The following is a 22,853-nucleotide window of genomic DNA, read 5'->3' on the forward strand; positions in this document are numbered from 1 at the left end:
GTGAGTCAGACTGAAGCGCCCCCGAACGATCCCGAGCTGAAGAAGTACCGTTCACTGCGGGACGCGCTGATCTGGCTGGCCGGCATGCTCGTGCTCACCTACCTCGCCTCGGTGCTGACCCTGCCGTGGAAGGTCGTCACTCTTCCCTGTGCCGCTGCCGGTCTCGTCTGGGGCGTGGTCGCCCTCACCCGCACCTCCCACGTCACCTCGCCGTGGATGTTGCGCCTGGCGGCCGTGGCCGGAATGGCCGGGTGCCTGCTGTTCGGCGTCATCGCCTCGGCCCAGATCGTCTTCTGGGATGCCACGGAGCAGTTCGAGGACTGCACCTCCGGCGCCCTGACCGACCGCGCGCTGGAGAACTGTAGCCGCGTTTACACGGAGCAATTGGGCGGGACGCCCGCAACGGATTCATGACCGGCAAGCGCGCTCACCTTCCCTCCGGGCGGAGCGTTCAACTGAGCGTGTCCGGCGAGCAGGCCCGAATCGTTCCGGACGAGCATGGCGAGGGTTGGGTCTTGGAGATCGGTGGGGCGCTTCAGTCGCACGTCGATCTGCAGAATCCCGGTGCGATCAGATACGAGTACTTGCGCCGCATGGCGAACGTGCTCGACGTCGGCTGGTCACCTGCTCAGCCGATCAGCATCCTTCACTTGGGCGCCGGCGCGCTGACGCTGCCGCGGTACGTGCAGTGGACTCGCCCCGGTTCCGGACAGACCGTGGTCGAGCTCGAGCGAGAGTTGCCTTCCCTGGTCCTTGCCGAACTGCCTCCACCGGAAGGAACTGACCTCACGGTGGTGATCGGTGACGCCCGAGCGGAACTGGAACAGCTGCGAGAGCCGCGTTTCGACGCCGTCGTGCTGGACATCGGCACCGACGCCGACGCCGCGGCACATCTGACCGGCGCGGAGTTCTACGGGGAACTGCTCAATCAGTTGACCGAGACGGGAGTGCTGCTGATCAACATCGGCGATGAGAAGGGGCTGCGCTTTCTCGCGCAGCAGGCGCGCGCCCTCGAGAAGGCGGCCGCCGACGTCGGGCTCTCCGGTGCCTGGACCCTCGCCGACACGAGCATGCTCGACCGGCTGCAGACCGACAATGCGGTTCTGGCCGCGGGGGGCGCGGTGACTGAGTGGGAACAGGAATCGCTGCGCTCTGAACTCCTGGCCGCCGGACCGCATCCGGCCGCCGTGCTCGATCCAGCTCAGACGATGGCGCTGGCTGAGCGGATTCAGAGCCGGGATTAGCTCAGGCCCTGGCACTCACTGCTGCATGAACCTCGTCCGCCACCTTCAGGGTTTTCCGGTCCTCCCAGCGTTGGCCTTGCACCGTCAGGCCTACGGGAAGGGCGTCCGGCATGACGGGGAGAGGGATGGTGACCATCGGGGCGGCGAGCATCGTCCCCTGCCCCGTGTGCCGCGTGTGGAGGAGGAAGGCGTTCTCGGTCTGTCCTCGGTGCTGCACCGTGTCGAGGGTGTCCAGGGGAGGAGCCGGCGCCGGAACGGTGGGGAAGACCAGTGCGTCAAGGCGCTGGTCTTCCATCAGGGCGGCGTAGTCGGCACGCGCTCGGACCGTGGCCTGCTGTGCCGCGGAGTAGGCGGCCGCCGTGACGGGACTCTGACACTCACCCTGGAGGATGGCCCCCACGTCCGGGCTAGTCACCTGGTGGGCCAGTCGTTCGAAGCCCTCGGTGGGCGTGGTGTCGAGTACCTCAGCTGCCACTGCCCCGAGCAGCTGTTTCGCCTCCCAGAGCACAGTGGGCATTTCAGCCGGACCCGTCAACGCCAAGACCTCGGCAAGATCGACGTCGACGACCTCGACGCGTTCGCGCAAGGCCACCACGGAACGGTCGAAGACGGCCGCGGTGTGCGGATCGAGATCGTCGACGAACTGCCGTGGCAAGCCCAGACGACGGCGGCCGCCCGTGTTCTGCCCACCCGTTTCCCCGGTGATCCAGGTATCCGCGCGGACGGCGTCATCGAGGGTGCGAGTGAGCACTCCCGGAGTGTCACGGGTCCACGACAATCCGACGAGACCCGCGCTCGGCCAGCGGCCCGTCGTCGGACGGAAACCGAACACTCCGCAGTGGCTCGCGGGCACCGACACCGAACCGCCCGTGTCCGTTCCCAGAGCGATCGCCACGGACCCCTCGGCCACGGCGGCGGCACTGCCCCCGGACGACCCACCCGCACTTCGCGATTCGTGCCCCGGCAGAGGTACCTGTCCGTAAGAGACATTGTTCGAGGTGATCCCGAAAGCCAGCTCGTGCATGTTCGTGGTGCCGACCACCACGGCACCGGCTGCCCGCAGAGGCGTGATGACGGGTGCATCGGTTGATTCCGGTCGAACCGCCAGGGCCTCACACCCGGCAGATCGGGTGAAGCCGGCGACGGCGATGTTGGCCTTCACCGCCACGGCGAAAGCGCCATCAGCCGAAGTGTCGCCAGAAGGCGAGCCGGCGCGCTGGTCTGGTGGCACTGGCGTCGACGTTTGAGCGAGGATCTGTTGCTCGGAGGCGATCTCAGTCCAGACGCCTGCAGAGGGCTCCTGAATGGTGAGTGATTCCGGGTTCACTGCGAGATTTCCTCCAGGGTCTTGTTGCGGGTCTTCGGAGCCAAGAAATTCACCAGGGCTCCGAGCACCAGGAAGCTCACCAGTGCCAGCATCGACGCCATGATGGGCAGCGGTGCAAGGAGGCCCACGAGCAGGAAGACTCCGAGGCCTCCGCCGACGTGTCCGATGCTGTCCGCCAGAGCATAGGCGCTGGTGCGGAAACGCGTGGGGAAACTCTCGGCAGTCAGTGCGTACTGTGCCGGCACCCACAGGTTCTGCCCGAAGAACAACACCACGGCGCCGACGAAGACCGTGACCGGATTGCCCCCACCGGCTGCCACCAGAATGGCACCGAACACCGCAATCACCGCCCCGATGAGCATCCAGGAACGCCGCTCCAAATGCTCCACCACGTATCGCGCCACGACCGCCGCGGCGATGAATCCGAACAGGCCCACCGCAGAGACGATTCCGGCTTCGCCCACGGAATATCCCTGCCGAACGAGCACGGTGGTCAGCGCACCGGCGAACGCGTAGATGGTGAGATATCCCAGCGTCCAAGCAGCTCCCAACACGAGCAGTCTGCGCCGGTACAGGGGCGAGGTGAACAGCTCCATCACGGCCCTGCCTCTGGGTTGGACAGCGCTCGGCTCGGGAAGGATGGTCACGTCCACGACTGCGTCGTCGGGCAACAGTGGTGCTTTCTTGGTCGCGATCACTTCCATGCCGTCGATGACGGTTCCGGCCTCGTCCGTGCGGCCATGATCTGCCAACCACCGTGGAGACTCGGGTAGTGCCACGCGCAAGCCAATGGACACGACTGCGAGGAGCGCTCCAATGCCATAGACCCAGCGCCAACCGGTGTCGAAGTCCTCCGATGCCAAAGCGAAGGGCAGGCCGCTGGGCCAGGGACCCATGGGCGTCGTGAGGAACAAGCCCAACCAGATACCGAGGGCAGAACCGATGGCGGCCATGATGAACAGCATCCCGGTGTACCGGCCTCGCTGCCGTCGGGGTGCTACTTCGCTGATGTAGACGTTGATGATGGCGAGATCAGCACCCACACCGATTCCGGTGACCAGCCGAGACAGGACAAAGTTCAACTGGTCCATGGACAGGGTCGAATACAGCGACCCCAGTCCCGTGATGAGCATGGCCACAATCAGCAACCGGTGCCGACCAAACCGGTCGGACAGCGGACCAAGGGTCAAGGCGCCGATGCCGTACCCCAAGAGGCTGGCGAACACCGGCAGACCGATGAACTGATCGGACGAGCTTCCGGTACAGCCATCGACGATCTGAGTACACGTCTGCACGAAGGAGACGTTGATGTTGAAGATGTCGTACTGCACGAACAGCATGCCCAAGCCGATGGTCAGGGCAGAGGTAAACGAGAGGCCCCACTTCGGAAACCTGTCGATGCGTTGCAAAAGGCGAATACGTTCTGAGTGCACCGGGGAAGCAGACATCGAGACTCCTTCATGAGTGTGGTAGATCACTCTCAGTCTCGAAGCTCGGTCAGGCCGGCGCCATCGTCATTAATGATGATGACGTGTGTAGTACGCAGCTAAACCCGCTCGGTTTTGCACACCCACCTTGGCGAAGAGATTCCTGAGATGTGTGCGCAGAGTCGCCAGAGAAAACGCAAGACGTGAGCAGATCTGTTGGTCACTCAGCCCAGCGGCAACCAACTCGGAGACCTCCAACTCGCGCGGGGTGAGAGTGACCTCAGCCGCCGGTGTTTTCGCTGACCACAAGCGTTCAATGAGTCCGCCGACTCCTTCGAGCAGGCGCACATCATCGTCGGTGAATTCCCCCGCGGATCGATCCCGCCAGATGCGCAGATCCACCTTTCCCGGAGCGGGAGACCGCGCGAAGAAATTCATGCCGTGATGCATCTGTCGGCGATGAAGGAAATCCCGGGTGAACTCATCCTGAGAATTTCGAGGAGGACTGATGCGAGCCGCTCCGAGCCGATTGAACAGAGCTGGAGTGATTCCGTCGACGTACCGGAAGTGCTCGTCGTACGCCTGGAGGGATTCGACCCCGAGGTTGATGTCCACCGGATCGCCAAACGGCCCCTCAGGCTTTTGGACGTAGGACACGAACGTCTCGGCACGCAGCAATTGCAATAGTCGTTCTCCGACGCGCAATCGCCGCTCAGTCAGGGAGGCATCGGACTGGATGATCTCGACAATCTCCAGCAACGAGCGTTCCCGGGCAAAGCCGCCTGTCGACGTTACTTGCATCACACAATGGTGCCACAAGGAGCCTAGAGGCTGTCGTCGTCGTCCGGGTCCTCCCACTCATCGGGGGCCACGTAGCGGTACCGCTCCCACGCCGGGGCGATCAGGTAGCCGAACATGGCTCCCAGTCCGGCGAATCCGCCGAACATCAGCGCCGCCAGCCACGCGGTCGGCCCCAACTCGGTCAGCCGCCCCACCCCGAGCGTTCCGCCGGACAGCCAGAACGGAATCACGGAGAGGACAGCGGTGGCCGCCGCCACGAACAGCCCCAAGGCCAGGGTGGACAGCGTCAGCGACGCCCACCGGGTGCTGATCTTCAACGAGAGCCACTCATCGAAGTGGTTCTCCCCCTCGCGCAGCAGCCACCAACCGGCCACGAAGCCACCGATCACGGGCAGCAGCAGGAACATCCACGACCAGGCCGGTTCCAGCCCCACGGGCAACGCGGTCAGCAGCGGCACAGCCGGTTGCGGCCCGACGGCGGTCTGCAAGGGGGTGACCACCGAGCCGGCTCCCAGCGAGAACCCGGCGCCGGACGACCACGCCAGTACCCACATGACCAGGTTCGGCAGAATCCCCAACTGCGCCACCGTGATGGTCGCACCGCCCCAGATGCCGGCATTGAGCTCTTGGTAGACCTGCGCGATCTCGGCCCAGTGCACCGCGATCTGGACGGACATCACGGCAGCCGCCAGCCCGAAGGAGGCGGTCAACGCCACGAAGCCGGCGCGGACCACAGACCACACATAGGAACCGGCCCACCGTGAGTGCTGAGACAACGTCGAGATTCTCTCGGCCAGGTCGACGCCGATGAGTCGCCCCCAGGAACCGGCCTCCCGGCGAGCGCCGGCCAACAGCGCGGCCACCATGATGGCGGTCGGAATCAGCGTGCCCCACAGGGGGTTGATGCCGACCGTCTCGTTCTCCATGAGCAGCGACGTGAGCAACCCGAACAGGGCATAAGCACCGGCACCGCCGGCGAGCGCCTGCCAGATCTGATCCTGGTAGGACGCCCGCGCCAGTCGCCGGCCCGCCCGCCAACCGAGAAGCAACGGCAAGAGCACCAGGCCCCAGGGCAGGAACCAGAACGTTCCCGTGATGGTGTCCGCCGAGGTGGTCGGCACCTCCAGAGTCAGGTGCAGCGGAACACCATGGATCAACAGCCAAGCCTGACCGCCCAGCCGCACGATGAAGTCGACCCCAGTCGCGGCGAAACCATTGGTGGACCAGACGGCCACCAAGGGAATCAGGATGATCAGCGCGGAGATGATCGCGGCGATGAGTGCCTCGATCGCCCCCTGGACCCAGAGGGGCAACGGCAGGGGTTTGAGGGAGCGGCGGGTTCGAGCGTTCATGTCATCGTCCATGGTGCCACCCGGCTCCGGCCGTGACGGCGACCGGCGCGGCCCCACAGGAGACCCGATGCGGCCCGCACGGACACCGTCGGCACCTCGGCGAGACGAGACACCAGATGTACCAACTGTTCACCCGGCCGCCACCTGGCTTAAACCGTGCCGCGAGTGCGTGGATGCTCGGCGGCAGTAAAAGTAACAGTGTGAGAATTGCTGTGGTCGCAGAGTCCTTCTTGCCGCACATGAACGGCGTCACCCATTCCATCCTCCAGGTGCTCCGACACCTCAAGAGCCGGGGCGACGACGTGCTGATCATCGCCCCGTCCTCCTCGTGGATGGATGACGAGGCCCCCGCCGAGGTGGAGGGTTTTCCGGTCCACCGCCTCCCCTCCATCCCGCTCAAGGGCTACACCAACGTGCGCGTCGCTGCCGGCACCGTCAATCGGGTCCGCCGCATTCTCGCGGACTTCGCTCCCGACGTCGTGCATATCGCTTCGCCCTTCGTGCTGGGCTGGCGCGCGGTGCAGGCTGCCAACGCTCTCGGGTTACCGAGCGTGTGCATCTACCAGACCGAGGTGCCCAACTACGCGGCCCGCTACGGGTTCCCGTGGCTCGAAGAGGTGCTGTGGCAGCACGTCGAGCGAATCCACGACCTGGCCACGCTCACCGTGGCTCCGTCGAGCTTCTGCATGGACCAACTGCACGAACGCGGCGTCCAACGCGTGCACCTGTGGCGCCGCGGCGTGGACACCACGCGATTCCATCCGTCCAAGCGAGACGAGGCCCTGCGGGCAGAGCTCGCGCCGAACGGCGAAAAGCTCATCGGCTTCGTCGGCCGGCTCGCCTCGGAGAAACAGGTCGAGGACCTTGCCGTGCTCAATGACCTGCCGGACACTCGCCTGGTCATCGTCGGATCCGGGCCCCTGAAGGACTCCCTGCGGAAGCGATTGCCCGGCGCGCACTTCGCCGGCTTCCAGGGCGGGGAGGATCTGGCACGACACGTCGCCAGCCTGGACCTGTTCGTCCATCCCGGCGAATCCGAGACCTTCTGCCAGACCATCCAGGAGGCCATGGCCTCCGGAGTGCCCGTCGTCGCCGTCGGCCGCGGCGGGCCGATCGACCTGGTGGACGTCTCCCGCACCGGCTGGCTGTACCGTCCCGGCGCTCTGGATGAGCTGCGGGACCGCGTCCGCGACCTGGTGTACGACGACGTCAAGCGCACCGCCTTCGCCGAGGCCGCCTATCAGACGGTCCAGGGCCGCACCTGGCCAGTCCTGTGCGAACAGCTCGTGGGCTATTACGAGCGAGCCATCCGAGTGCGTCATCGGCAGAACGACGTGTATGTGCGCACCTACCTGCAGCAAAGCTCCGGTTGGGACGGTTGGTTGCTGCCGCGCTGACCTAGGCTGGAGACATGAGCAACACCCCTTCTGACGCTGCTGGCGCTGTCGGTATGGATGCCGCCACCGCCACCGCAGCCCTCGATCTGTCCACCTCCCGCCAGCTGGCCGGCCGCTCCGTGCGTCCCGTCGGCCTGGGGTGCATGAACCTCAACCACGGGTACTCCCACTTCCTCTCTGACGACGACGCCGTCGCCCTGGTGCGCACAGCCCTGGACGAGGGCGTGGACCACTTCGACACGGCGACGCTCTACGGTGCGGGCCACAACGAAGAGGTCGTCGGCCGCGCCCTGGGTTCACGCCGACAGGACGTCCTGTTGGCGTCCAAAGGTGGACTGGTCGGTGGTCCGGAGCGGGGCATCGACGGCCGTCCGGAGTCGCTGCACCGGCAGGTCGACGCCTCCCTGCGACGGCTCGGGACCGACTTCATCGACCTCTACTACCTCCACCGGCTCGATCCGCAGGTTCCTGTGGAGGACAGCGCGGGTGCTCTCAGCGAGATGATCCAGGCCGGCAAGATCGGCGCCTACGGCTTGTCCGAAGTCTCTGGAGCCACCCTGGAACGCGCCCACGCCGTGCACCCGGTGGCGGCCGTGCAGAACGAGTACTCGCTGTGGACCCGCAACCCGGAATGGGGCCTGCTGGACGCTTGCCGTCGCACCGGAACCACCCTGGTGGCCTTTTCCCCGCTGGGCCGAGGTTTCCTCACGGGCACCCTGGAGGATCCCGCAGCGTTGCCGGCCGAAGACCTGCGCCACCGGATGCCCCGGTTCACCGCCGAGAACTACCCGGCGAACCTCGCCCTTCTGGAGCCCTTCCGCGCCGAGGCCGACCGCCTCGGCACCACCCCCGCCGCGCTCTCCATCGCCTGGATCCTAGCCCAGGGCACGGACGTGGTCGCCATCCCGGGAACGACGTCGGCCGCCCACCTCGCCGAGGACCGCTCCGCCGAGCAGGTGATCCTGACCGCCGACGATCTCGCGCGGATCGACGCGATCATCAACCAGGAGACGGTCCACGGCCATCGCTATGCCGAGGCCCAGCGGAAGTCCATCGACACCGAGGAGCCGCCGGCCGGATAGTCGGCGGTACTGTCTGTTACTTGCTGAGGGGCGCCCTCGTGGTATGTGACTGTGGTGTGGCCTGAACTCTTCACGCTTGCTCCTGGTATCGATAAGGCCGGTACAGTGGTCGCGGCCGCTCCCTGTCCGGGGATGACCACCCCGTTAGAGAGACGCCAGTGAGGAAAGCGAGGACGGATATGGAACGAGGTCTGGAGAATCTGCGGGATGAGGTCTTCCGCCGCAACCCGGGCGAGAGCGAGTTCCATCAGGCCGTCACCGAGGTGTTCGAAGCGCTCGGGCCCGTGGTGAGCCGCCACCCCGAGTACGCCGATGCTGGGATCCTGCGGCGCATGTGCGAACCGGAGCGGCAGATCATCTTCCGCATCCCGTGGGTGGACGACGCCGGGACCGTGCAGATCAACCGCGGTTTCCGCGTGGAGTTCAACTCCGCCCTGGGGCCGTACAAGGGCGGTCTGCGGTTCCACCCGTCGGTGTACCTCGGGATCATCAAGTTCCTCGGTTTCGAGCAGATCTTCAAGAACGCGCTGACCGGTATGCCCATCGGCGGCGGCAAGGGTGGCTCCGACTTCGATCCGGCCGGCCGGAGCGATGCCGAGGTCATGCGGTTCTGTCAGTCGTTCATGACCGAGTTGTACCGCCACATCGGTGAGCACACGGATGTCCCCGCCGGGGATATCGGCGTGGGCGCTCGCGAGATCGGCTACTTGTTCGGTCAGTACAAGCGGATCACGAATCGCTTCGAATCCGGAGTCCTCACCGGCAAGGGCATCACCTGGGGTGGGTCGCTGGTCCGCCCGGAGGCCACCGGCTATGGCGCCGTGATGTTCGCCGACCGGATGCTGCGCACTCACGGCCGGTCCATGGAGGGACAGCGAGTTCTCGTCTCTGGTTCCGGAAATGTGGCCTTGAACGCGATTGCCAAGGCCGAGCAGCTCGGGGCCGTCGCGGTGACGGCGTCGGACTCGTCCGGGTACGTGGTGGATGAAGCTGGCATTGACCTGGAGCTGTTGCGGGAGATCAAGGAGGCCCGGCGCGGCCGCATCTCCGAGTACGCGGAGCAGCGCGGGGGCACGGCACGATTCGTGGCCGGCGCGTCCGTCTGGGATGTGCCGGGCACCGTGGCCATCCCCTCAGCGACGCAGAACGAGCTCGATGAGAACGCCGCCCAGACACTGGTGAAGAACGGGCTGATCGCGGTGGCCGAGGGCGCCAATATGCCCTCCACGCAGAAGGCCACGGAGCTGTTCCTTCAGGCCGGGGTGCTGTTCGGACCGGGCAAGGCCGCCAATGCCGGCGGTGTGGCCACCTCAGCGCTGGAGATGCAGCAGAACGCCAGCCGGGACACCTGGAGTTTCGAGAACACTCATGACCGCCTCGAGACGATCATGACCGGCGTGCACGACCGGTGTTTGGAGACCGCCGACCAGTACGGGGCCCCCGGAAACTACGTGGTCGGCGCCAACATCGCCGGCTTCATCAAGGTCGCCGATGCCATGCTTGCCCAAGGCGTCGTCTAGCCCCTCTCTTTTACATCTGGCGGTCAAAAGTGCCCCGATTTACGTCGAATTCCCGGGCGTGTTGGGGCACTTTCGACCGTCAGACGCGGGGGTGGGGGAGGTGAGGGAGTTCAGGGTGGACTTCTGGGCCTCGGTGAGTCGGGCGGGCCGACCGGTGGCGGCGTCCACGAACACCATGGTGGTGGCGGCGGTGACGCATTCGGTGCCGTCCCATCCGTCCCGCACAGAGTAAGCGACCTCGATCGAGGCGGCTTTGACGGCGTCGATCCACACCCACACCTCGGCCGGGACCGTGCGGTACTCCAGTGGGCGCCGGTACCGGATCCGGTGCTCGGCGATCAACACCTGCACCGTGTCCGGGACGGCGTCCAGCAAAGACACCGGCGCCGGAAGCCCATCGGCCCCCGTGCCGCCTGGGACACCGAAGGCGTGGATGCGCGCCTCCTCCAGAAGAGCGGCCACCCGGACATTATTGATGTGCCCATAGGCGTCCATGTCTCCCCACCGCAGGGGAATCTCCACGCGGACGCCGACGCCGCCGTCGGGCCGCTGAGATACCTGGCCGGTGAGGTCCCGCGCTGTACCGCCGCGTCCAGCGTCGTCAGAGAGAGTCATCGTCACCCCTCTCTTCGGGGGCGGCCCCCGGCTCCGCCCCCGGCCACGCGCCGAGCAGTTGGGCGTTGCGGGGCCAGGTCTGCGGCTGGGCGGCGGAGCGCTCCGAGTCCAGGATTCCCAGGTCCTCGAGTTGCCGGGACAACAGGGCGCCATCCGGCCCGTAGCACCACGGCACTCCGGGAGTGGTGTCTCGCGGATCAGTGGCGCGACCACCGGCGAGCACCGCCTGGGACGGCGTCAGCTGGCGGATGACGATGGCCCGTACCTTGTCCGGATGACGGCGCGCGAAATCCGCGTAGATCTCCGGATCGTGCTGACCGTCGTCCCCGATCAACAGCCATTTGATGCCGGTGAACTCCCGGGCCAATCGGTCCAGCTGGGCCACTTTGTGCTCCTTGCCGGAACGGAACCACCGGTCCTCCGTCGGCCCCCAACTCGTCAACAGCAGTGGACCGAAGGGGTACAGGTTCCGAGACAGAAAACGGGAGAGCGTCTGCGCCACATTCCAGGCGCCGGTCGAGAGGTAGATCACCGGGGAGGACGGTTGCTGATCCAGAATCCGGTGCAGCAATACGGACATCCCTGGCGTCGGGGTGCGGGCATGCTCATCCAGGACGAAGGAGTTCCAGGCGGCGAGCAGCGGACGCGGCAGGTACGTGACCACCACGGTGTCGTCGACGTCGGACACCACACCCGTGGCCACGTCATCCTCGACCACGTAGATGTCCGCGGTGGCCGGCTCACTTCCGCTGGCCTGCAGGGTCACGGTCCGCCAGCCGGGTTCCAGTTCCACCTCGACGACGGCGTCCACCACTCCCCCACGATCCGCCCGGACGCCAAATGTCTGGCCCCCCGCGGTCACCTCCACGAGCGCATAAGGCACGGGCGGGGACGTGAAGTTGTGCCAGCCGCGCACTCCGTCCTCGACCATCCGGGCCAGCCGCCGGCCGTCTTCGAAGGCCTCACCCGGAGCCATCACCACTCGAGAGAACAGCCGGACCCAGCGGGTCGTGCCGTAGCCGGTGAAGGACATCACGGTGGGCATGTGACCGCGTCGGATGGAGACCTTCCGCCGGAAGGCGTGCCAGCGGTCCTGCAACAGCGTCGCGACATGTTCGGTGACGAAGGTTTCCCGGTCTTCGATCAGTGGGGATGGCGGGGTTTCCACGGCGTCAGCGTCGGTGTCGGGATTCCGTTCGGCCATACCCCACAGTATTCACCACACCGCCGGGATGGTTCACCGCTGGTCCGATGACGTTCATCTGTTATCCGCCCTGACACGCGACGGCGGCCGATAGGCTGGCGGCATGCCAAGTCCCGTGCCAGAGCCCGGTGAGTTGCGCCGCATCGCCATCGAGTCCGCCGTCGCCTGTTCTCCCCGACTGACCCGAGCGTTCCGCTCCACTCCGACTGACCTCAACCTCACGACCAAGCGCAATACCCACGATCTGGTCACCGTGCACGACCGAGCCACCGAGAATGAGCTGATGCGGTTGCTCCTCGCGGCCGTTCCGGGGAGCAGCTTCATCGGTGAGGAGGGCGGTTCCCGCAGTGGCGCAGACACGGACGGCCCGGAAGCCGAACTCGAGTGGATCGTCGACCCCATCGACGGCACCGCGAACTTCGCCCACGGTTTCGCGATGTTCTCCATCTCCATCGCGGCGGCCGTCCACGGCGTGGTGGTGGCCGGCGTCGTGCTGGATCCGGTGAACGGGCTGGAATTCTCCGTGGACGACGCCGGCGCCTACCTCAACGGTGAACGCTTCGGCCGGACGGCTCCCGGCCTCCGCGCGGACCCGGGATCAATCGCAGCCGAATCAGCGGCGCTCGAGGAGAGCACGATGAACCTCGTGACCTCCTATCCCTCGGCCGAGGCGCTCGACGTGGATGGGCCGAAGGCCCTGGAGCGATTCGCCCGGCTTGTGGACAGCTACGCCACGGTCCGCCGCACTGTCTCCGGCGCCCTCGAACTCGCCTATACGGCCATCGGCTGGGCGGACGTGACCCTCGGGGTGGACACTCATCCCTGGGACGTGGGCGTGGGCCAACTCCTGGTCCGCCGCGCCGGCGGCCAATACCTCTCGCGGTTCTATGACACCGACGGCCCCGAGCGGCGCGAACCTCACCTGGCACCGTGCTATGTGGCGGTGGCACCGGGACGCAGAGCCCCGACGGCGGTGCGCGTGGTGGAAGAGCTGGTCACCGCCCGCCGTGCCGCCGGCTATCGCGGGAAACCCGACTCTTGACCCCGGCCCGTCGAAGGCACACAATTCTGAGCAACAGAAAACATCAGATCTTTGGTGAGCATCCCGTGCACTTTGACTAGCAGCCGGACGCCTCACCACTCCACTCGACCCCCGGCAGCTGACGCTTTCGCCGGGGGTCGAGTGCGTGAGGCTCACGTGCGTGTTCGCGAAAGTGTGAGGCTCAGGCGCGTTCTGCCGACAGGGCCTTGCGGTAGGCCCGCCATCCACCGTGATGAGTGATGTCCTCGGCACCCTCCACGGCGTACGGCTCCACCAGGAACCCGGGGACCGCGCGGCCCTCGGCGAGCGCGACCGTTCCGATGCACATGGGAGCGGGCAGTCCAGCCACGAACCTCCCGAACGCCGCGGGGGTCAGCGCCCAGATCTCGACGTCCAGCGCGGCGCCGCCGTCCGGAGTGCGGACGACGCCGGGCTTGGGCGGATCCGTGGCCAGGGCGAACAGCCGGTACTGCTCGGCGGTACGGGTCTCCTCGACGAATCGGGCGGACAGCTCCAGCAACTGACCGTTGAGCGGCTGGCCGCGCAGATGGGCGCCGGCCACGACCAGCAACAGTTCGCCTGCGTCCGACGCAGCCTCGGTCGTCCCTGCGGCCGTCCCTGCGTTTGCCATCCCGTCAGCAGCCACCGAATCCGCCCTCCCGGGCGGCGTCGACCAAGCGAGCATCCTCAAAGACGTCACCGATCAGCTGAATGCCGAACGGCAGACCGTCCACTCGCCCCGCCGGAACGGCCAGCGCGCTCAGATCCAGCAGGTTCACGAAGTTCGTGAAACGGCCCAACCGGCTGTTGGTCCGCACCGGGTCCGCCGCCACCTCGGCCAGAGTCGGATGGAACGTGGTGGTCGGTAAGACCAAGGCATCGATCTCACGGAAGACGGTGCGAGCGGTCCGGGTGCAGCCGGCCACAAACTCCAGGTCAGCGAACACCCGGTGGGCGGGAATGCTGGCGGCAGCGGTGATGATCCCGGCGACCACCGGGTCCACGTCATCGGGATGGGCCTCCACGAACTCCCCGACCGCCGTGTACCGCTCGGCCACAAAAGCGCCGTCATAGAGCAACGAGGCCGCGGCCAGGAATGGCTCCACGTCGACGGGCACGGTGCGGAATCCGCGCTGTTCGAAGGAGGCGATGGCCTGGTCGTAGGCCTCCGCCCACCCGGGGGCCAGCTCCCCGAGCTGCACGGGATGGACGTAGCCCACCACCCGGTCCAGGCCGGCCGGACGCATTGGTGCGGCCTGACGGGAACCGGGGTCGCCGTCGTCGGGCCCGGTCATGAGATCGAACGCGAGCCGGGCCAGGTGCAGGTCCCGCGCCATGGTGGTCACCACGTCCTGGGACCGGCAGGCCGGAACGATGCCGGTGGTGGGCACCAGTCCCTTGGTCGGCTTGACGCCGTACAGACCGTGCAGGGCCGCCGGCACCCGGCCTGAACCGGCCGTGTCAGTGCCGAGGGCGAAGTCCACCAGGCCCAGGGCCACGGCGACGGCCGATCCACTGCTGGACCCGCCCGAGATCCGCGTCGGATCCTCGGCATGGCGGACGGCGCCGTGGGGGCTGCGGGTTCCGACCAGCCCGGTGGCGAACTGGTCCAGATTGGTGCTGCCCAGCACCACCGCTCCGGCGGCCCGCAGCCGGCTGACCACCGGGGCGTCACGTTCGGGCGTGTACCCGAAAGCCGGGCAGGCGGCGGTGGTACTCAGTCCGGCGACGTCGATGTTGTTCTTCACCGCAAAGAGGGTTCCCGCCAGGGGCCGGTACTCGCCGGCCTCCCGCTCGGCCAGCGCCGCGGCCACCTCCTCGGTCACGTCCTGCTGCGGTCGCAGTCCGATCCAGACCTCCGGACGGTCCGCCTCCGCCAGTCGCCGGAAGCGGCTCTCCACCAGTTCGTGTGCGGTGGTGGTGTCCAGTGCGGTGCTCGTCTCAGGTGCGGTGCTCGTCATCGCGTTGTCTCCTCGGTGAATCTGTGCGGCTGTGGAATCTGTGAAGCTGTGGTTCTGCTCCGTGACTGCGGTTGAATTCGGCGTTCATCGGCGTTCAGACGGTTGCCCCGGCGGGCATCCCGCCAACGGGCTCCGGCTGGTCCGACTCTGCGGGGGCCGTCCGCAGCACCACCAGCACCGCTCCCGGTGCCACCTGCGCCCCTGGCTCCACCACCACGCGTTCGACGACGCCGTCACTGGCGGCCTGCACGGGGGCCTCCATCTTCATCGCCTCGACCGCCATCAGGGTCTGCCCGGCGCTGACCCGATCCCCGACCTCCACCTCCACGCGGACCACGTTGGCGGCGAATGGGGCCTCCATGCCCTCGCAGCCCTCCGGGATCTCCACTGCCGTGTCCTCAGCCGGTGGCAGCGCCTCGACGGAGGCGGCTCGTTCGAACTCGCCGGCGTCCTCCCAGGCCTGACGTTCGGCGTCGAAGGCGATCTGCTGACGGTCCTTGAACGAGTCGATGCTGTCCTGGTTCTCCGCGAGGAACCGTTCGTAGTCCGCCATCGAGAACTCACCGTCCTCGATCTGCAGAGGCAGTCGACCGGCGGCCATGTCAGCCCGCATGGTGTCCAGCTCCTCGGTGGAGACGGGGTACCACTTGATCCTGTCGAAGAAGCGCAACAGCCACGGCGTCCCCTCCTCGAAGGGACCACGCTGGCGGTGCGTGGACCACACCTGGGTGGTCCGGCCGACGAACTGATAACCGCCCGGGCCCTCCATCCCGTAGATGCACAAGTACGCCCCACCGATCCCGACGGCGTTCTGCGGCGTCCAGGTCCGGGCCGGGTTGTATTTCGTGGTCACCAACCGGTGGCGCGGGTCGACCGGCGTGGAGACCGGGGCGCCCAAGTACACGTCTCCCAGTCCCAGGACCAGGTACTCGGCGTCGAACAGCACCGAGCGGACGTCCTCCACCGAGTCCAGTCCGTTGATCCGGCGGATGAACTCGATGTTCCAGGGACACCACGGAGCGTCGTCCCGCACGCCCTTCTCATACCGGCGGATGGCCTCTCGCGTGGAGGGGTCATCCCAGGAGAGCGGAAGGTGAACGGTGCGGCTGGGCAGCGTCAGATCCTGCGTCGCCGGCAGTTGCGCGTCGGTCTCGAGCACGTGGTCCAACGCCTCATCGAGGCCGAGCACGTCCGGGTCCAGGTGCACCTGCAGGGAACGGATGCCCGGGGTCATCTCCAGCACGCCGGCCAGCGTGCCGGCGTCGATCTTCTCCTGCAGTCCGCGGCGCAGCGCCTCGATCCGCATCCGGGAGGCGATGTCCAGCGTCATCTCGCCGTACTCGACGAGCACATTGGAGTCACCGCTGCGGCGCACGGTCATCTCCGGACGGCCCTCGGCGGCGGGCACGGAGGTGACGATGCCGCCGTCGACCACGGCGTCCCGATCGGCCACGACCTGCCCGCGGGGATCGGCGCGCAGGTCCGCCGCTTGGGCCTGCGTAATCGGGACGAAGCGCACGCGGTCGCCGGCGCTGAGCTGGCCGAGCTTCCACTTCTGGCCCTCGGCCACGGTCGCGGGACAGGTGAATCCGCCCAGGCTCGGACCATCCGGGCCCAGCAGGATCGGCATGTCACCCGTGTAGTCGACGGCGCCGACGGCATACGGGGTGTCGTGGATGTTGGAGGGATGCAGACCGGCTTCGCCGCCGTCGCGCCGGGCCCACTGCGGCTTGGGGCCGATCAGTCGCACCCCCGTCCGGTCGGAGTTGAAGTGGACTTCCCAGTCGACGGCGTAGAACTCCTCCATGCCGGCCTCGGTGAAGAACTCGGGAGCGGCGTGCGGACCCTCCAGCACACCGATCTGCCACGTCGTCCCCAGCTGGGGGCGCTCGCTCTCCGGGACATCGGCCACCTGGTGCGGCACCTCTGGCGTGTTCAGGCCGAGGATGTCGCCGGTGGCCAAGGCGCGGCCGGTGGCCCCGCCGATCTCTCCCTGCACGAAGGTGGCGGCCGAGCCCATCACCAGCGGGACGTCCAGCCCGCCCTCGACCACGAGGTAGGACCGCATCCCCTCCGCGGCCCGGCCGATGCTCAGTACATCCCCGCCCTGCAGCTGCAGCACGGTCCAGGGCTCGGCCGGCCGATCGTTGACGAGAACTTCGGCCTGGGCACCGGTGACCATGACCCGGCTGGCGGTGTGGAAACGCAGCGTGGGACCACTGGCGGTGATCTCCAGCCCGGCGGCATGCTCGTGATTGCCCAAGGCCTCATTTCCCAGCTGGAAGGACAGCTCGTCCATGGGACCCGACGGCGGGATCCCCACGGGCCAGTAGCCGACCCGTCCCGGACGGTCCTGGATGGTGGTCATGATCCCGGACTTCAGCACCTCCATCCGGGGTGCGGCGCTGCGGACGCCGTCCAGCGTGGCCGTGGAATGCTCGACGGCGGCCACGGCCGGAAGCGCGGTGATGGTGCGCAGCAGGCCCAGGTTCGTGGCCACGCCGTAGACGCGGGCCTCTTCGAGCGCGCCGGCGAGCGCGGCCCAGGCCTGGTCGCGATCGTCTCCGCGGGCGATGAACTTGCTCAGCAGCGGGTCGTAGTGGGCGCTGACCTCGGTGCCGGCCTCAATCCAGGAGTCGATCCGGATCCCGTCCGGCTCCACCAGCCCGGTCACCGTTCCGGAGCTGGGGACGTTGTCCAGGTCCGTGTTCTCGGCGTAGACGCGGGCCTCGACGGCCGCTCCGCTCGGGACCAGGGCCGCCTCCATCATCTGCCGGTCGCCGCCGGCCAGCCGGACCATCCACTCCACGAGGTCCACCCCGTACACGGCCTCGGTGACGGGGTGCTCCACCTGCAGCCGGGTGTTGACCTCCAAGAAGGCCACGTCTTCGCGGACAGGGTCGTAGATGAACTCCACGGTGCCGGCAGACCGGTAGTTCACCGAGGCGCACAGTGCGCGGGCGGATTCGTGCATGCGCTCGCGGACGGTGTCCGGGAGGCCGGGCGCGGGCGCCTCCTCGATGACCTTCTGGTGGCGGCGCTGCAGAGTGCAGTCGCGGTCGCCGAGGACACGCACGGCGCCGAGACCGTCGCCGAACACCTGCACCTCCACGTGGCGGGCCTTCTCGACCAGCCGTTCGAGGAAGACCCCGGCGGAAGAGAAGTTGGCCCCGGCCACCCGGAGCACGCCGTCCCACGCACGGCGCAGTTCGTCCGGGGTACGGCACTCCTGCATGCCGATCCCGCCGCCACCGGCCGTGGCCTTGAGCATGACCGGCCAGCCGATGGCGTCGGCCTGGGAGACGGCCTCCTCCACCGAGTCCAGCAGTCCGGTCCCCGGCAACAGCGGAACCCCGGCGGCGACGGCGGCATCCCTGGCGGTGTGCTTGGTGCCGAACACTCGCAAGTGCTCCGGTCTGGGGCCGATGAACTCCATCCCAGCGGCCTCACACTTTTCGGCGAACTCGGGGTTCTCGGAGAGGAAGCCGTATCCGGGGTGGATCGCCCCCGCCTTCGTTTGGCGGGCGGCCTCGAGAATCCGGTCCACGTCGAGGTAACTCTCGGCGGCGGCCGCGGGGCCGAGGTGCACGGCCTCGTCGGCCAGCAATACGTGGCGTGAACCGCGGTCGGCATCCGAGTACACGGCCACGGCCCGCAGGCCCAGTGCCTGGACGGAGCGGATGAGGCGGACGGCGATCTCGCCGCGGTTGGCGATCAGCACGGTGTCGAAAGCGATCATGCTCAGCCCTCTTGCTTCTGTGTGTCGGTGGCGCCGGCGGAGATGATCATCTCGGTGCGGGAGGGATTGAAGCCGTTGCAGGGATTGTTGATCTGGGGGCAGTTGGACACGATCACCAGGGTGTCGCGCTCGGCCCGCAGGCTCACGGAGAGTCCCGGGGCGGAGATCCCGTCGACGATGCCCAGGGCTCCGTCCGGGTCCACGGGTACGTTCATGAACCAGTTGACGTTCGAGACCTGGTCCCTCTTGCCCATACCGTACTTGGAGAGCTCGGCGAGGAAGTTGTCGGCGCATCCGTGCTGTGACCACGTGTGGTGGCCGTACCGCAGGGTGTTCGACTCCTTGGAGCAGGCGCCGCCGAGGGTGTCGTGGCGCTCGACGTCCGTCGCGACGACCGTCATCAGCGGATCGTACTCATGGGTGCGCAACACCGAGCCCGCGGTGAGGTAGACGCTGTCCTGCCCCTGGAGGGTGGCCTGGACGCTATAAGCGCGGGCGGTGTCCTCGGCGTCGTAGGCCAGGAAGTCGACGGCCTGGTTGCCGTCCAGGTCCACGATCGTCAGTACCTGGCCGGCCGGGATGCGGGCGGACCAGGGAGCGCGGGGTGCCACGGGTTCGCGCCGCAGCTCCGTGCCCAGCACGGCCGGCTCGGCTGTGAAGGGGGCAGAAGCGACGGAGGCGGAAGGGGCGGAAGTGGTGCTGGCGGGGTCGGTCATGGTGCTCATCGGATGTCTCTCCATCAATACGTCTGAGGTTTCGTGAGTTTTCAGGCCAAGCCGCGGGAGCGCAGGTACTCGGCGGTGTTGAGATACGCGCGGCGACGTTCGGGCGCCTGGTCCATCGCGGCCGGATCCTGAACCGCATCACCGGAACGCCAGGCGACGACGTCGAGCTCCGTGCAGGTGTACTCCTCGCGCGGATCCAGTGGGTGGGCCGCATTGGCGACGAGCAACGTACAGGGCATCTCCGTCACGAAGGCGACGCTGCCGCCGGCTCCAGCCGAGCCGGTGAACTCCGGGTGGCCGCCGTCGTCGATGTTCACGCCTCGGAAGAAGGACAGCGCGGCCGGAATGTCACGGCGCTGCAGTCCGTGCTTGGCTCCGGCGACCACCAGCAGTTCCCGGCCCGCGGGGCTGGGACCGTGGATCTGGCCGGCCCCGTAGCGCTCCTCATTGCGCGCCAGGGGGCTGGGCCCGTACAGCCCGTCATGATGTCCGGAGGTGTCCTCGAGCACGGTGGCCATCGCCCGGCCCTGGTCGGACAGCAGCACCTGACCCGCGCTGCTGTAGACCTGCCACTGGATCTTCATGGTGTCGGCGACGTTGAGCCGTTCCCAGGGCTCGGTGGTGTTGTACAGCAGCACCGAGGCGCAGGCATCACCGGCAACATCGGTGAGCCTGACGGTGACGCCCCGGTCAAGGACCCGGTGGGTGTAGTTGCCACCGGCCACACGTTCGGCCCAGACGACGTCGGCCGGCGCCACCCCGGCGGGCGGCTGCGGGAGATCGGTGGCCGGCACCCGGGGCATGGACTCGACGACGGTGCCCTCCTGGGCGCGAGCGTGCTCACGGGCACCGGCCGTGGTCGCCGTGGTGGACGGGCTGGACGAGCTGGTTGAGACAGTGGGCTGACTGGTGGCAGTGGTCATGACCGGCTCCTTCGGAGTGGTTTTCTATCGGCTGACAGAAAGAACACCAGATGGGCGTTTCGGCGACGTGTGACGACTGTTTCGGTCAGATGAACCCGAGAGCCTCTTGGTAGGTTCGAGTCATGACGAAACCCCGTGGCCGGCCGCGCAGGAACCCCTCCTCCCCCACGGGGCTCGGCGCCGAACAGGACATTCTGCACGCCGCCGGCGAGCTGTTCGTCCAGCACGGATTCAGCGCGACCAGTACTCGCGCTGTGGCAGAGCGTGCCGGCCTGCAGCAGGCCAGCGTGTACCACTACTTCGCCTCGAAAGAAGACATCCTGCTCCGGCTGGTGCTGCTGACGGTGCGTCCGTCGCGCCGCTTCGCCGAGCTGCTGGCCACCGTCGACGCGCCTCCACACGTCAAGCTCTGGGCACTGTGCTTCGCCGACACCCGGTTGCTGATCGACGACCCCCAGAACCTCGGAGCGCTGTACTTCTGCCCGGAGCTGCGCGCACCGGCCTTTCAGGAGTTCCACGCCGATCGCGACGCCCTGGAAACGGTCTATGCCCGGTTGGTCGATGAGACCACGGGGCAGCTGGATCACCACCTCGACGCGTCCTTCACCGGGGCGATCGTGATGGGACTCGCCGAGAACGTCATCGTCCTGCGGCAACGCACCCGTCCTCTGCCCGAGGACGCGGCCGAACGCATTGCCGACGACGCCCTCTACCTCGTGGGAGCGGGCCGCAAGGTGACCGAGCAGAACCGCCTGCAGGCACTGGAGCTGGTCCAGCACCTGCAGGCGGAGCGAAGTGATTCAGTCGCTGTGAGCGGTTAACGCGACGACGAGGACGCCGGCACAGACGCCGGCACAGGATCAGGCGCGGGGTCCGTCACAGGTTCCGGCGCCGGCGCAGACACCGGAGTCGCCGCCACCTCCGGGCTCCGAGCCGAGGTGGCCGACGTCGCCGGGAAACCGTCCGGGCGCCTGCGATGACCGGCCATACCGATCGCCAGGTAGGCGACCGCCGACACAGCCGCCGCCATGAAGGTCGACCAGCCGTCCCATTCCACGCCGATCAGATCGTTGGGCAGGTAGAGCAGGGTGTTGTCCACGCCGTAGATGGTCGGCGTGAGCACGAAGAACACCATGCGCAGTCCCAGACCCAGAACCGTGGAGATCATCAGTGCTCGAGTGCTGGCCATCCGCGTCCAGAGCGAGAACAGGAACGGCGCCACCAGGCTGGCACACAACAGGTCGAAGGCCAGGGTCAGCAGGATTCCCGTGTGGTTGACGCGCAGTGCCACGATGATGCCGATCACCGCGACCGGCACCATGGCGTAGCGCGAGGCGCTCAGCAGACCCGTCCGGGAGATCATGGCGGTCGCCCGGGCTCCGGTGAAGATGTTCGTCACGATGATCGAGGACGAGGCCAGGAAGATCCCGCTGACCGTCGTCAGGGACGCCGCCACCAAGGCGGCGATGACGGTGATGGCGATCGGCTGCGGCACCGGGCCGGTGAGCAGACCGTAGAGCAGCGGCCCCTCGAAGTCTCCGAGCATGTCGGCACCCGTGACGGCGACCGCTGCCAAAGGCACACACAGCACCACCGTCCCGACGGCGGCCAAGACACCCGCGGCCCTGGCTCCGCCCGGGCTCCGCGACGAGGAGATGCGCTGGAAGACGTCGATGGCCACGAGGTTGCCCAACCCGAGAGCGAAGATGGTGGCCCAGTTGATCACGGAACCGGCCGAAGACTGCGTCAGTTGCTCGAAGTCGAGCACTCCCAGGCCCTCGGGCGCCGAGTAGCCCGGACCCATGAACATCCACAGGGACAGCCCGACGAAGCCGACGGTCATGACCCCCATCAGGAACACTCCCGTGTACACCGAGGCGAACATGCCTCCCACCAGCGTGTACACCAGGGCCACTCCGGCCACGATGATGACCGAGAGCCAGTACGGCACCCCGGCGAAGTACTCCATCAGCAGCCCGAGTGCGACGAGGTTGCCGGCCATCAGGATGCCGAAGCAGACGATCGCCAACACCGAGCACAGCAGTTCACCGGAGCGCCCGAACCGTTGCAGGAAGTACGAGGGCAGGGAGGACAGCTCCATGGCCCGGACCTTCTTGGCGACGAAGAGTCCGAGCAGCAGCATGCTCAGCGCCAAGCCGATGGGCATCGCGGCGCCGGCCCAGAATCCGAAGCCGCCGGAGAGATCCGCGGCCCCGACGGTGGCATTCGAGTCGATGACCTGAGACATCAGCAGGATGGCGACGATCGGTGCCGTGAGCGTCCGCCCCGCGAGGGTGAAGTTTCCGGCCTTGCCCCGCACCCGCCGGGCAGACCAGAACCCCAGTACGAGCAGGACGGCGACGGTGACCAGAATGCTGGCGCCGATCATGACTGGCCTCCCACCGACGGCGGGTTGGTCGTCTCGGTCACGGGTCGGTGCATCGACTCCACTCGGCTCTCCTTTTCGATCAAGCGAACGATAAGAGTCAAGTGG

19 protein-coding genes are annotated in these 22,853 nt (G+C 67.3%); 7 read left to right on the plus strand and 12 right to left on the minus strand.

Annotated elements, in window-relative coordinates:
- Both ACFQQD_RS12795 and ACFQQD_RS12800 read left to right on the plus strand, forming a co-directional pair.
- Positions 1-414, plus strand: a complete 414-nt coding sequence (locus ACFQQD_RS12795; RefSeq protein ID WP_378089920.1) for a hypothetical protein — start codon at positions 1-3, stop codon at positions 412-414.
- Entirely contained in the window at positions 411-1,244 is an 834-nt protein-coding gene (locus ACFQQD_RS12800) for a spermidine synthase (protein WP_378089922.1), read from the plus strand. Before ACFQQD_RS12795 ends, ACFQQD_RS12800 begins: the two co-directional genes overlap by 4 nt.
- 1 nt (position 1,245) lies before the next feature.
- Here ACFQQD_RS12800 and ACFQQD_RS12805 read toward each other — a convergent pair whose 3' ends face one another.
- The 4 genes from ACFQQD_RS12805 to ACFQQD_RS12820 form a co-directional block, all read right to left on the minus strand.
- Positions 1,246-2,571, minus strand: coding sequence for an amidase family protein (locus tag ACFQQD_RS12805; RefSeq protein WP_378089924.1), 1,326 nt, complete (start codon positions 2,569-2,571; stop codon positions 1,246-1,248).
- Positions 2,568-4,019: an MFS transporter gene (locus ACFQQD_RS12810; protein WP_378089926.1), complete on the minus strand. Its 1,452-nt coding sequence runs from the start codon at positions 4,017-4,019 to the stop codon at positions 2,568-2,570. The genes ACFQQD_RS12805 and ACFQQD_RS12810 overlap by 4 nt, the downstream gene beginning before the upstream one ends.
- A 69-nt stretch (positions 4,020-4,088) precedes the next feature.
- Positions 4,089-4,799: a response regulator transcription factor gene (locus ACFQQD_RS12815; protein ID WP_378089928.1), complete on the minus strand. Its 711-nt coding sequence runs from the start codon at positions 4,797-4,799 to the stop codon at positions 4,089-4,091.
- Positions 4,800-4,822: 23 nt separating this feature from the next.
- Complete coding sequence (locus ACFQQD_RS12820; protein WP_378089930.1) at positions 4,823-6,151, minus strand: DUF6350 family protein; 1,329 nt, start codon at positions 6,149-6,151, stop codon at positions 4,823-4,825.
- Positions 6,152-6,351: 200 nt separating this feature from the next.
- On the opposite strand from ACFQQD_RS12820, the gene ACFQQD_RS12825 reads away from it, so the two are divergent.
- From ACFQQD_RS12825 to gdhA, 3 genes are all read left to right on the plus strand, one after another.
- The gene (locus ACFQQD_RS12825) at positions 6,352-7,548 is read left to right on the plus strand and encodes a glycosyltransferase family 4 protein (RefSeq protein WP_378089932.1); all 1,197 of its coding nucleotides are present in this window, start codon (positions 6,352-6,354) and stop codon (positions 7,546-7,548) included.
- A 14-nt stretch (positions 7,549-7,562) separates the two neighbouring features.
- Positions 7,563-8,630, plus strand: coding sequence for an aldo/keto reductase (locus tag ACFQQD_RS12830; RefSeq protein WP_378089934.1), 1,068 nt, complete (start codon positions 7,563-7,565; stop codon positions 8,628-8,630).
- Between the two features lie 179 nt (positions 8,631-8,809).
- Positions 8,810-10,150, plus strand: coding sequence for an NADP-specific glutamate dehydrogenase (gene gdhA / locus ACFQQD_RS12835; RefSeq protein ID WP_378089936.1), 1,341 nt, complete (start codon positions 8,810-8,812; stop codon positions 10,148-10,150).
- A 39-nt stretch (positions 10,151-10,189) separates the two neighbouring features.
- Here the strand turns inward: gdhA and ACFQQD_RS12840 are convergent, their stop codons facing one another.
- Together ACFQQD_RS12840 and ACFQQD_RS12845 are read right to left on the minus strand one after the other, a co-directional pair.
- A complete protein-coding gene (locus tag ACFQQD_RS12840; RefSeq protein ID WP_378089938.1) occupies positions 10,190-10,765 on the minus strand; it encodes an acyl-CoA thioesterase in 576 nt (191 codons plus the stop codon).
- Positions 10,752-11,969: an App1 family protein gene (locus tag ACFQQD_RS12845; protein ID WP_378089940.1), complete on the minus strand. Its 1,218-nt coding sequence runs from the start codon at positions 11,967-11,969 to the stop codon at positions 10,752-10,754. Before ACFQQD_RS12845 ends, ACFQQD_RS12840 begins: the two co-directional genes overlap by 14 nt.
- 103 nt (positions 11,970-12,072) lie before the next feature.
- Here ACFQQD_RS12845 and ACFQQD_RS12850 point away from each other — a divergent pair, with 103 nt between their 5' ends.
- Positions 12,073-13,011 carry an inositol monophosphatase family protein gene (locus ACFQQD_RS12850; RefSeq protein ID WP_378089942.1) on the plus strand — a complete coding sequence of 313 codons (939 nt, stop codon included), beginning with the start codon at positions 12,073-12,075 and terminating at the stop codon, positions 13,009-13,011.
- 181 nt (positions 13,012-13,192) lie between these two features.
- Here ACFQQD_RS12850 and ACFQQD_RS12855 read toward each other — a convergent pair whose 3' ends face one another.
- The 5 genes from ACFQQD_RS12855 to ACFQQD_RS12875 form a co-directional block, all read right to left on the minus strand.
- The gene (locus ACFQQD_RS12855) at positions 13,193-13,642 is read right to left on the minus strand and encodes a hypothetical protein (protein WP_378089944.1); all 450 of its coding nucleotides are present in this window, start codon (positions 13,640-13,642) and stop codon (positions 13,193-13,195) included.
- A 4-nt stretch (positions 13,643-13,646) separates the two neighbouring features.
- A complete protein-coding gene (gene atzF, locus ACFQQD_RS12860; RefSeq protein WP_378089946.1) occupies positions 13,647-14,972 on the minus strand; it encodes an allophanate hydrolase in 1,326 nt (441 codons plus the stop codon).
- Positions 14,973-15,066: 94 nt separating this feature from the next.
- Positions 15,067-18,711, minus strand: coding sequence for an urea carboxylase (gene uca / locus ACFQQD_RS12865; RefSeq protein ID WP_378089948.1), 3,645 nt, complete (start codon positions 18,709-18,711; stop codon positions 15,067-15,069).
- Positions 18,712-18,713: 2 nt separating this feature from the next.
- Complete coding sequence (locus ACFQQD_RS12870) at positions 18,714-19,436, minus strand: urea amidolyase associated protein UAAP2 (protein WP_378089950.1); 723 nt, start codon at positions 19,434-19,436, stop codon at positions 18,714-18,716.
- 41 nt (positions 19,437-19,477) lie between these two features.
- On the minus strand, positions 19,478-20,359 hold the full coding sequence (locus tag ACFQQD_RS12875; protein ID WP_378089952.1) for an urea amidolyase associated protein UAAP1: 882 nt from the start codon (positions 20,357-20,359) through the stop codon (positions 19,478-19,480).
- A 122-nt stretch (positions 20,360-20,481) separates the two neighbouring features.
- On the opposite strand from ACFQQD_RS12875, the gene ACFQQD_RS12880 reads away from it, so the two are divergent.
- Positions 20,482-21,180 (plus strand): helix-turn-helix domain-containing protein, encoded by a 699-nt coding sequence (locus ACFQQD_RS12880; protein WP_378089955.1) that lies wholly within the window; start codon positions 20,482-20,484, stop codon positions 21,178-21,180.
- Here ACFQQD_RS12880 and ACFQQD_RS12885 read toward each other — a convergent pair.
- The gene (locus ACFQQD_RS12885; RefSeq protein WP_378089957.1) at positions 21,177-22,748 is read right to left on the minus strand and encodes a hypothetical protein; all 1,572 of its coding nucleotides are present in this window, start codon (positions 22,746-22,748) and stop codon (positions 21,177-21,179) included. The genes ACFQQD_RS12880 and ACFQQD_RS12885 overlap by 4 nt on opposite strands.
- Positions 22,749-22,853: the final 105 nt, after the last annotated feature.

The organism is Citricoccus sp. GCM10030269 (genome assembly GCF_042665635.1).
Taxonomy (GTDB): Bacteria; Actinomycetota; Actinomycetes; order Actinomycetales; family Micrococcaceae; genus Citricoccus.

Bases quoted from the DNA above. Each gene is read 5' to 3' on its own strand.
- ACFQQD_RS12800 (WP_378089922.1), top strand. From the start codon at position 411: ATGACCGGCAAGCGCGCTCACCTTCCCTCCGGGCGGAGCGTTCAACTG.
- ACFQQD_RS12810 (WP_378089926.1), bottom strand. From the start codon at position 4,019: ATGTCTGCTTCCCCGGTGCACTCAGAACGTATTCGCCTTTTGCAACGC.
- ACFQQD_RS12815 (WP_378089928.1), bottom strand. From the start codon at position 4,799: ATGCAAGTAACGTCGACAGGCGGCTTTGCCCGGGAACGCTCGTTGCTG.
- ACFQQD_RS12820 (WP_378089930.1), bottom strand. From the start codon at position 6,151: ATGAACGCTCGAACCCGCCGCTCCCTCAAACCCCTGCCGTTGCCCCTC.
- ACFQQD_RS12830 (WP_378089934.1), top strand. From the start codon at position 7,563: ATGAGCAACACCCCTTCTGACGCTGCTGGCGCTGTCGGTATGGATGCC.
- gdhA (WP_378089936.1), top strand. From the start codon at position 8,810: ATGGAACGAGGTCTGGAGAATCTGCGGGATGAGGTCTTCCGCCGCAAC.
- ACFQQD_RS12840 (WP_378089938.1), bottom strand. From the start codon at position 10,765: ATGACTCTCTCTGACGACGCTGGACGCGGCGGTACAGCGCGGGACCTC.
- ACFQQD_RS12845 (WP_378089940.1), bottom strand. From the start codon at position 11,969: ATGGCCGAACGGAATCCCGACACCGACGCTGACGCCGTGGAAACCCCG.
- ACFQQD_RS12850 (WP_378089942.1), top strand. From the start codon at position 12,073: ATGCCAAGTCCCGTGCCAGAGCCCGGTGAGTTGCGCCGCATCGCCATC.
- ACFQQD_RS12855 (WP_378089944.1), bottom strand. From the start codon at position 13,642: ATGGCAAACGCAGGGACGGCCGCAGGGACGACCGAGGCTGCGTCGGAC.
- atzF (WP_378089946.1), bottom strand. From the start codon at position 14,972: ATGACGAGCACCGCACCTGAGACGAGCACCGCACTGGACACCACCACC.
- uca (WP_378089948.1), bottom strand. From the start codon at position 18,711: ATGATCGCTTTCGACACCGTGCTGATCGCCAACCGCGGCGAGATCGCC.
- ACFQQD_RS12870 (WP_378089950.1), bottom strand. From the start codon at position 19,436: ATGAGCACCATGACCGACCCCGCCAGCACCACTTCCGCCCCTTCCGCC.
- ACFQQD_RS12875 (WP_378089952.1), bottom strand. From the start codon at position 20,359: ATGACCACTGCCACCAGTCAGCCCACTGTCTCAACCAGCTCGTCCAGC.
- ACFQQD_RS12880 (WP_378089955.1), top strand. From the start codon at position 20,482: ATGACGAAACCCCGTGGCCGGCCGCGCAGGAACCCCTCCTCCCCCACG.
- ACFQQD_RS12885 (WP_378089957.1), bottom strand. From the start codon at position 22,748: ATGATCGGCGCCAGCATTCTGGTCACCGTCGCCGTCCTGCTCGTACTG.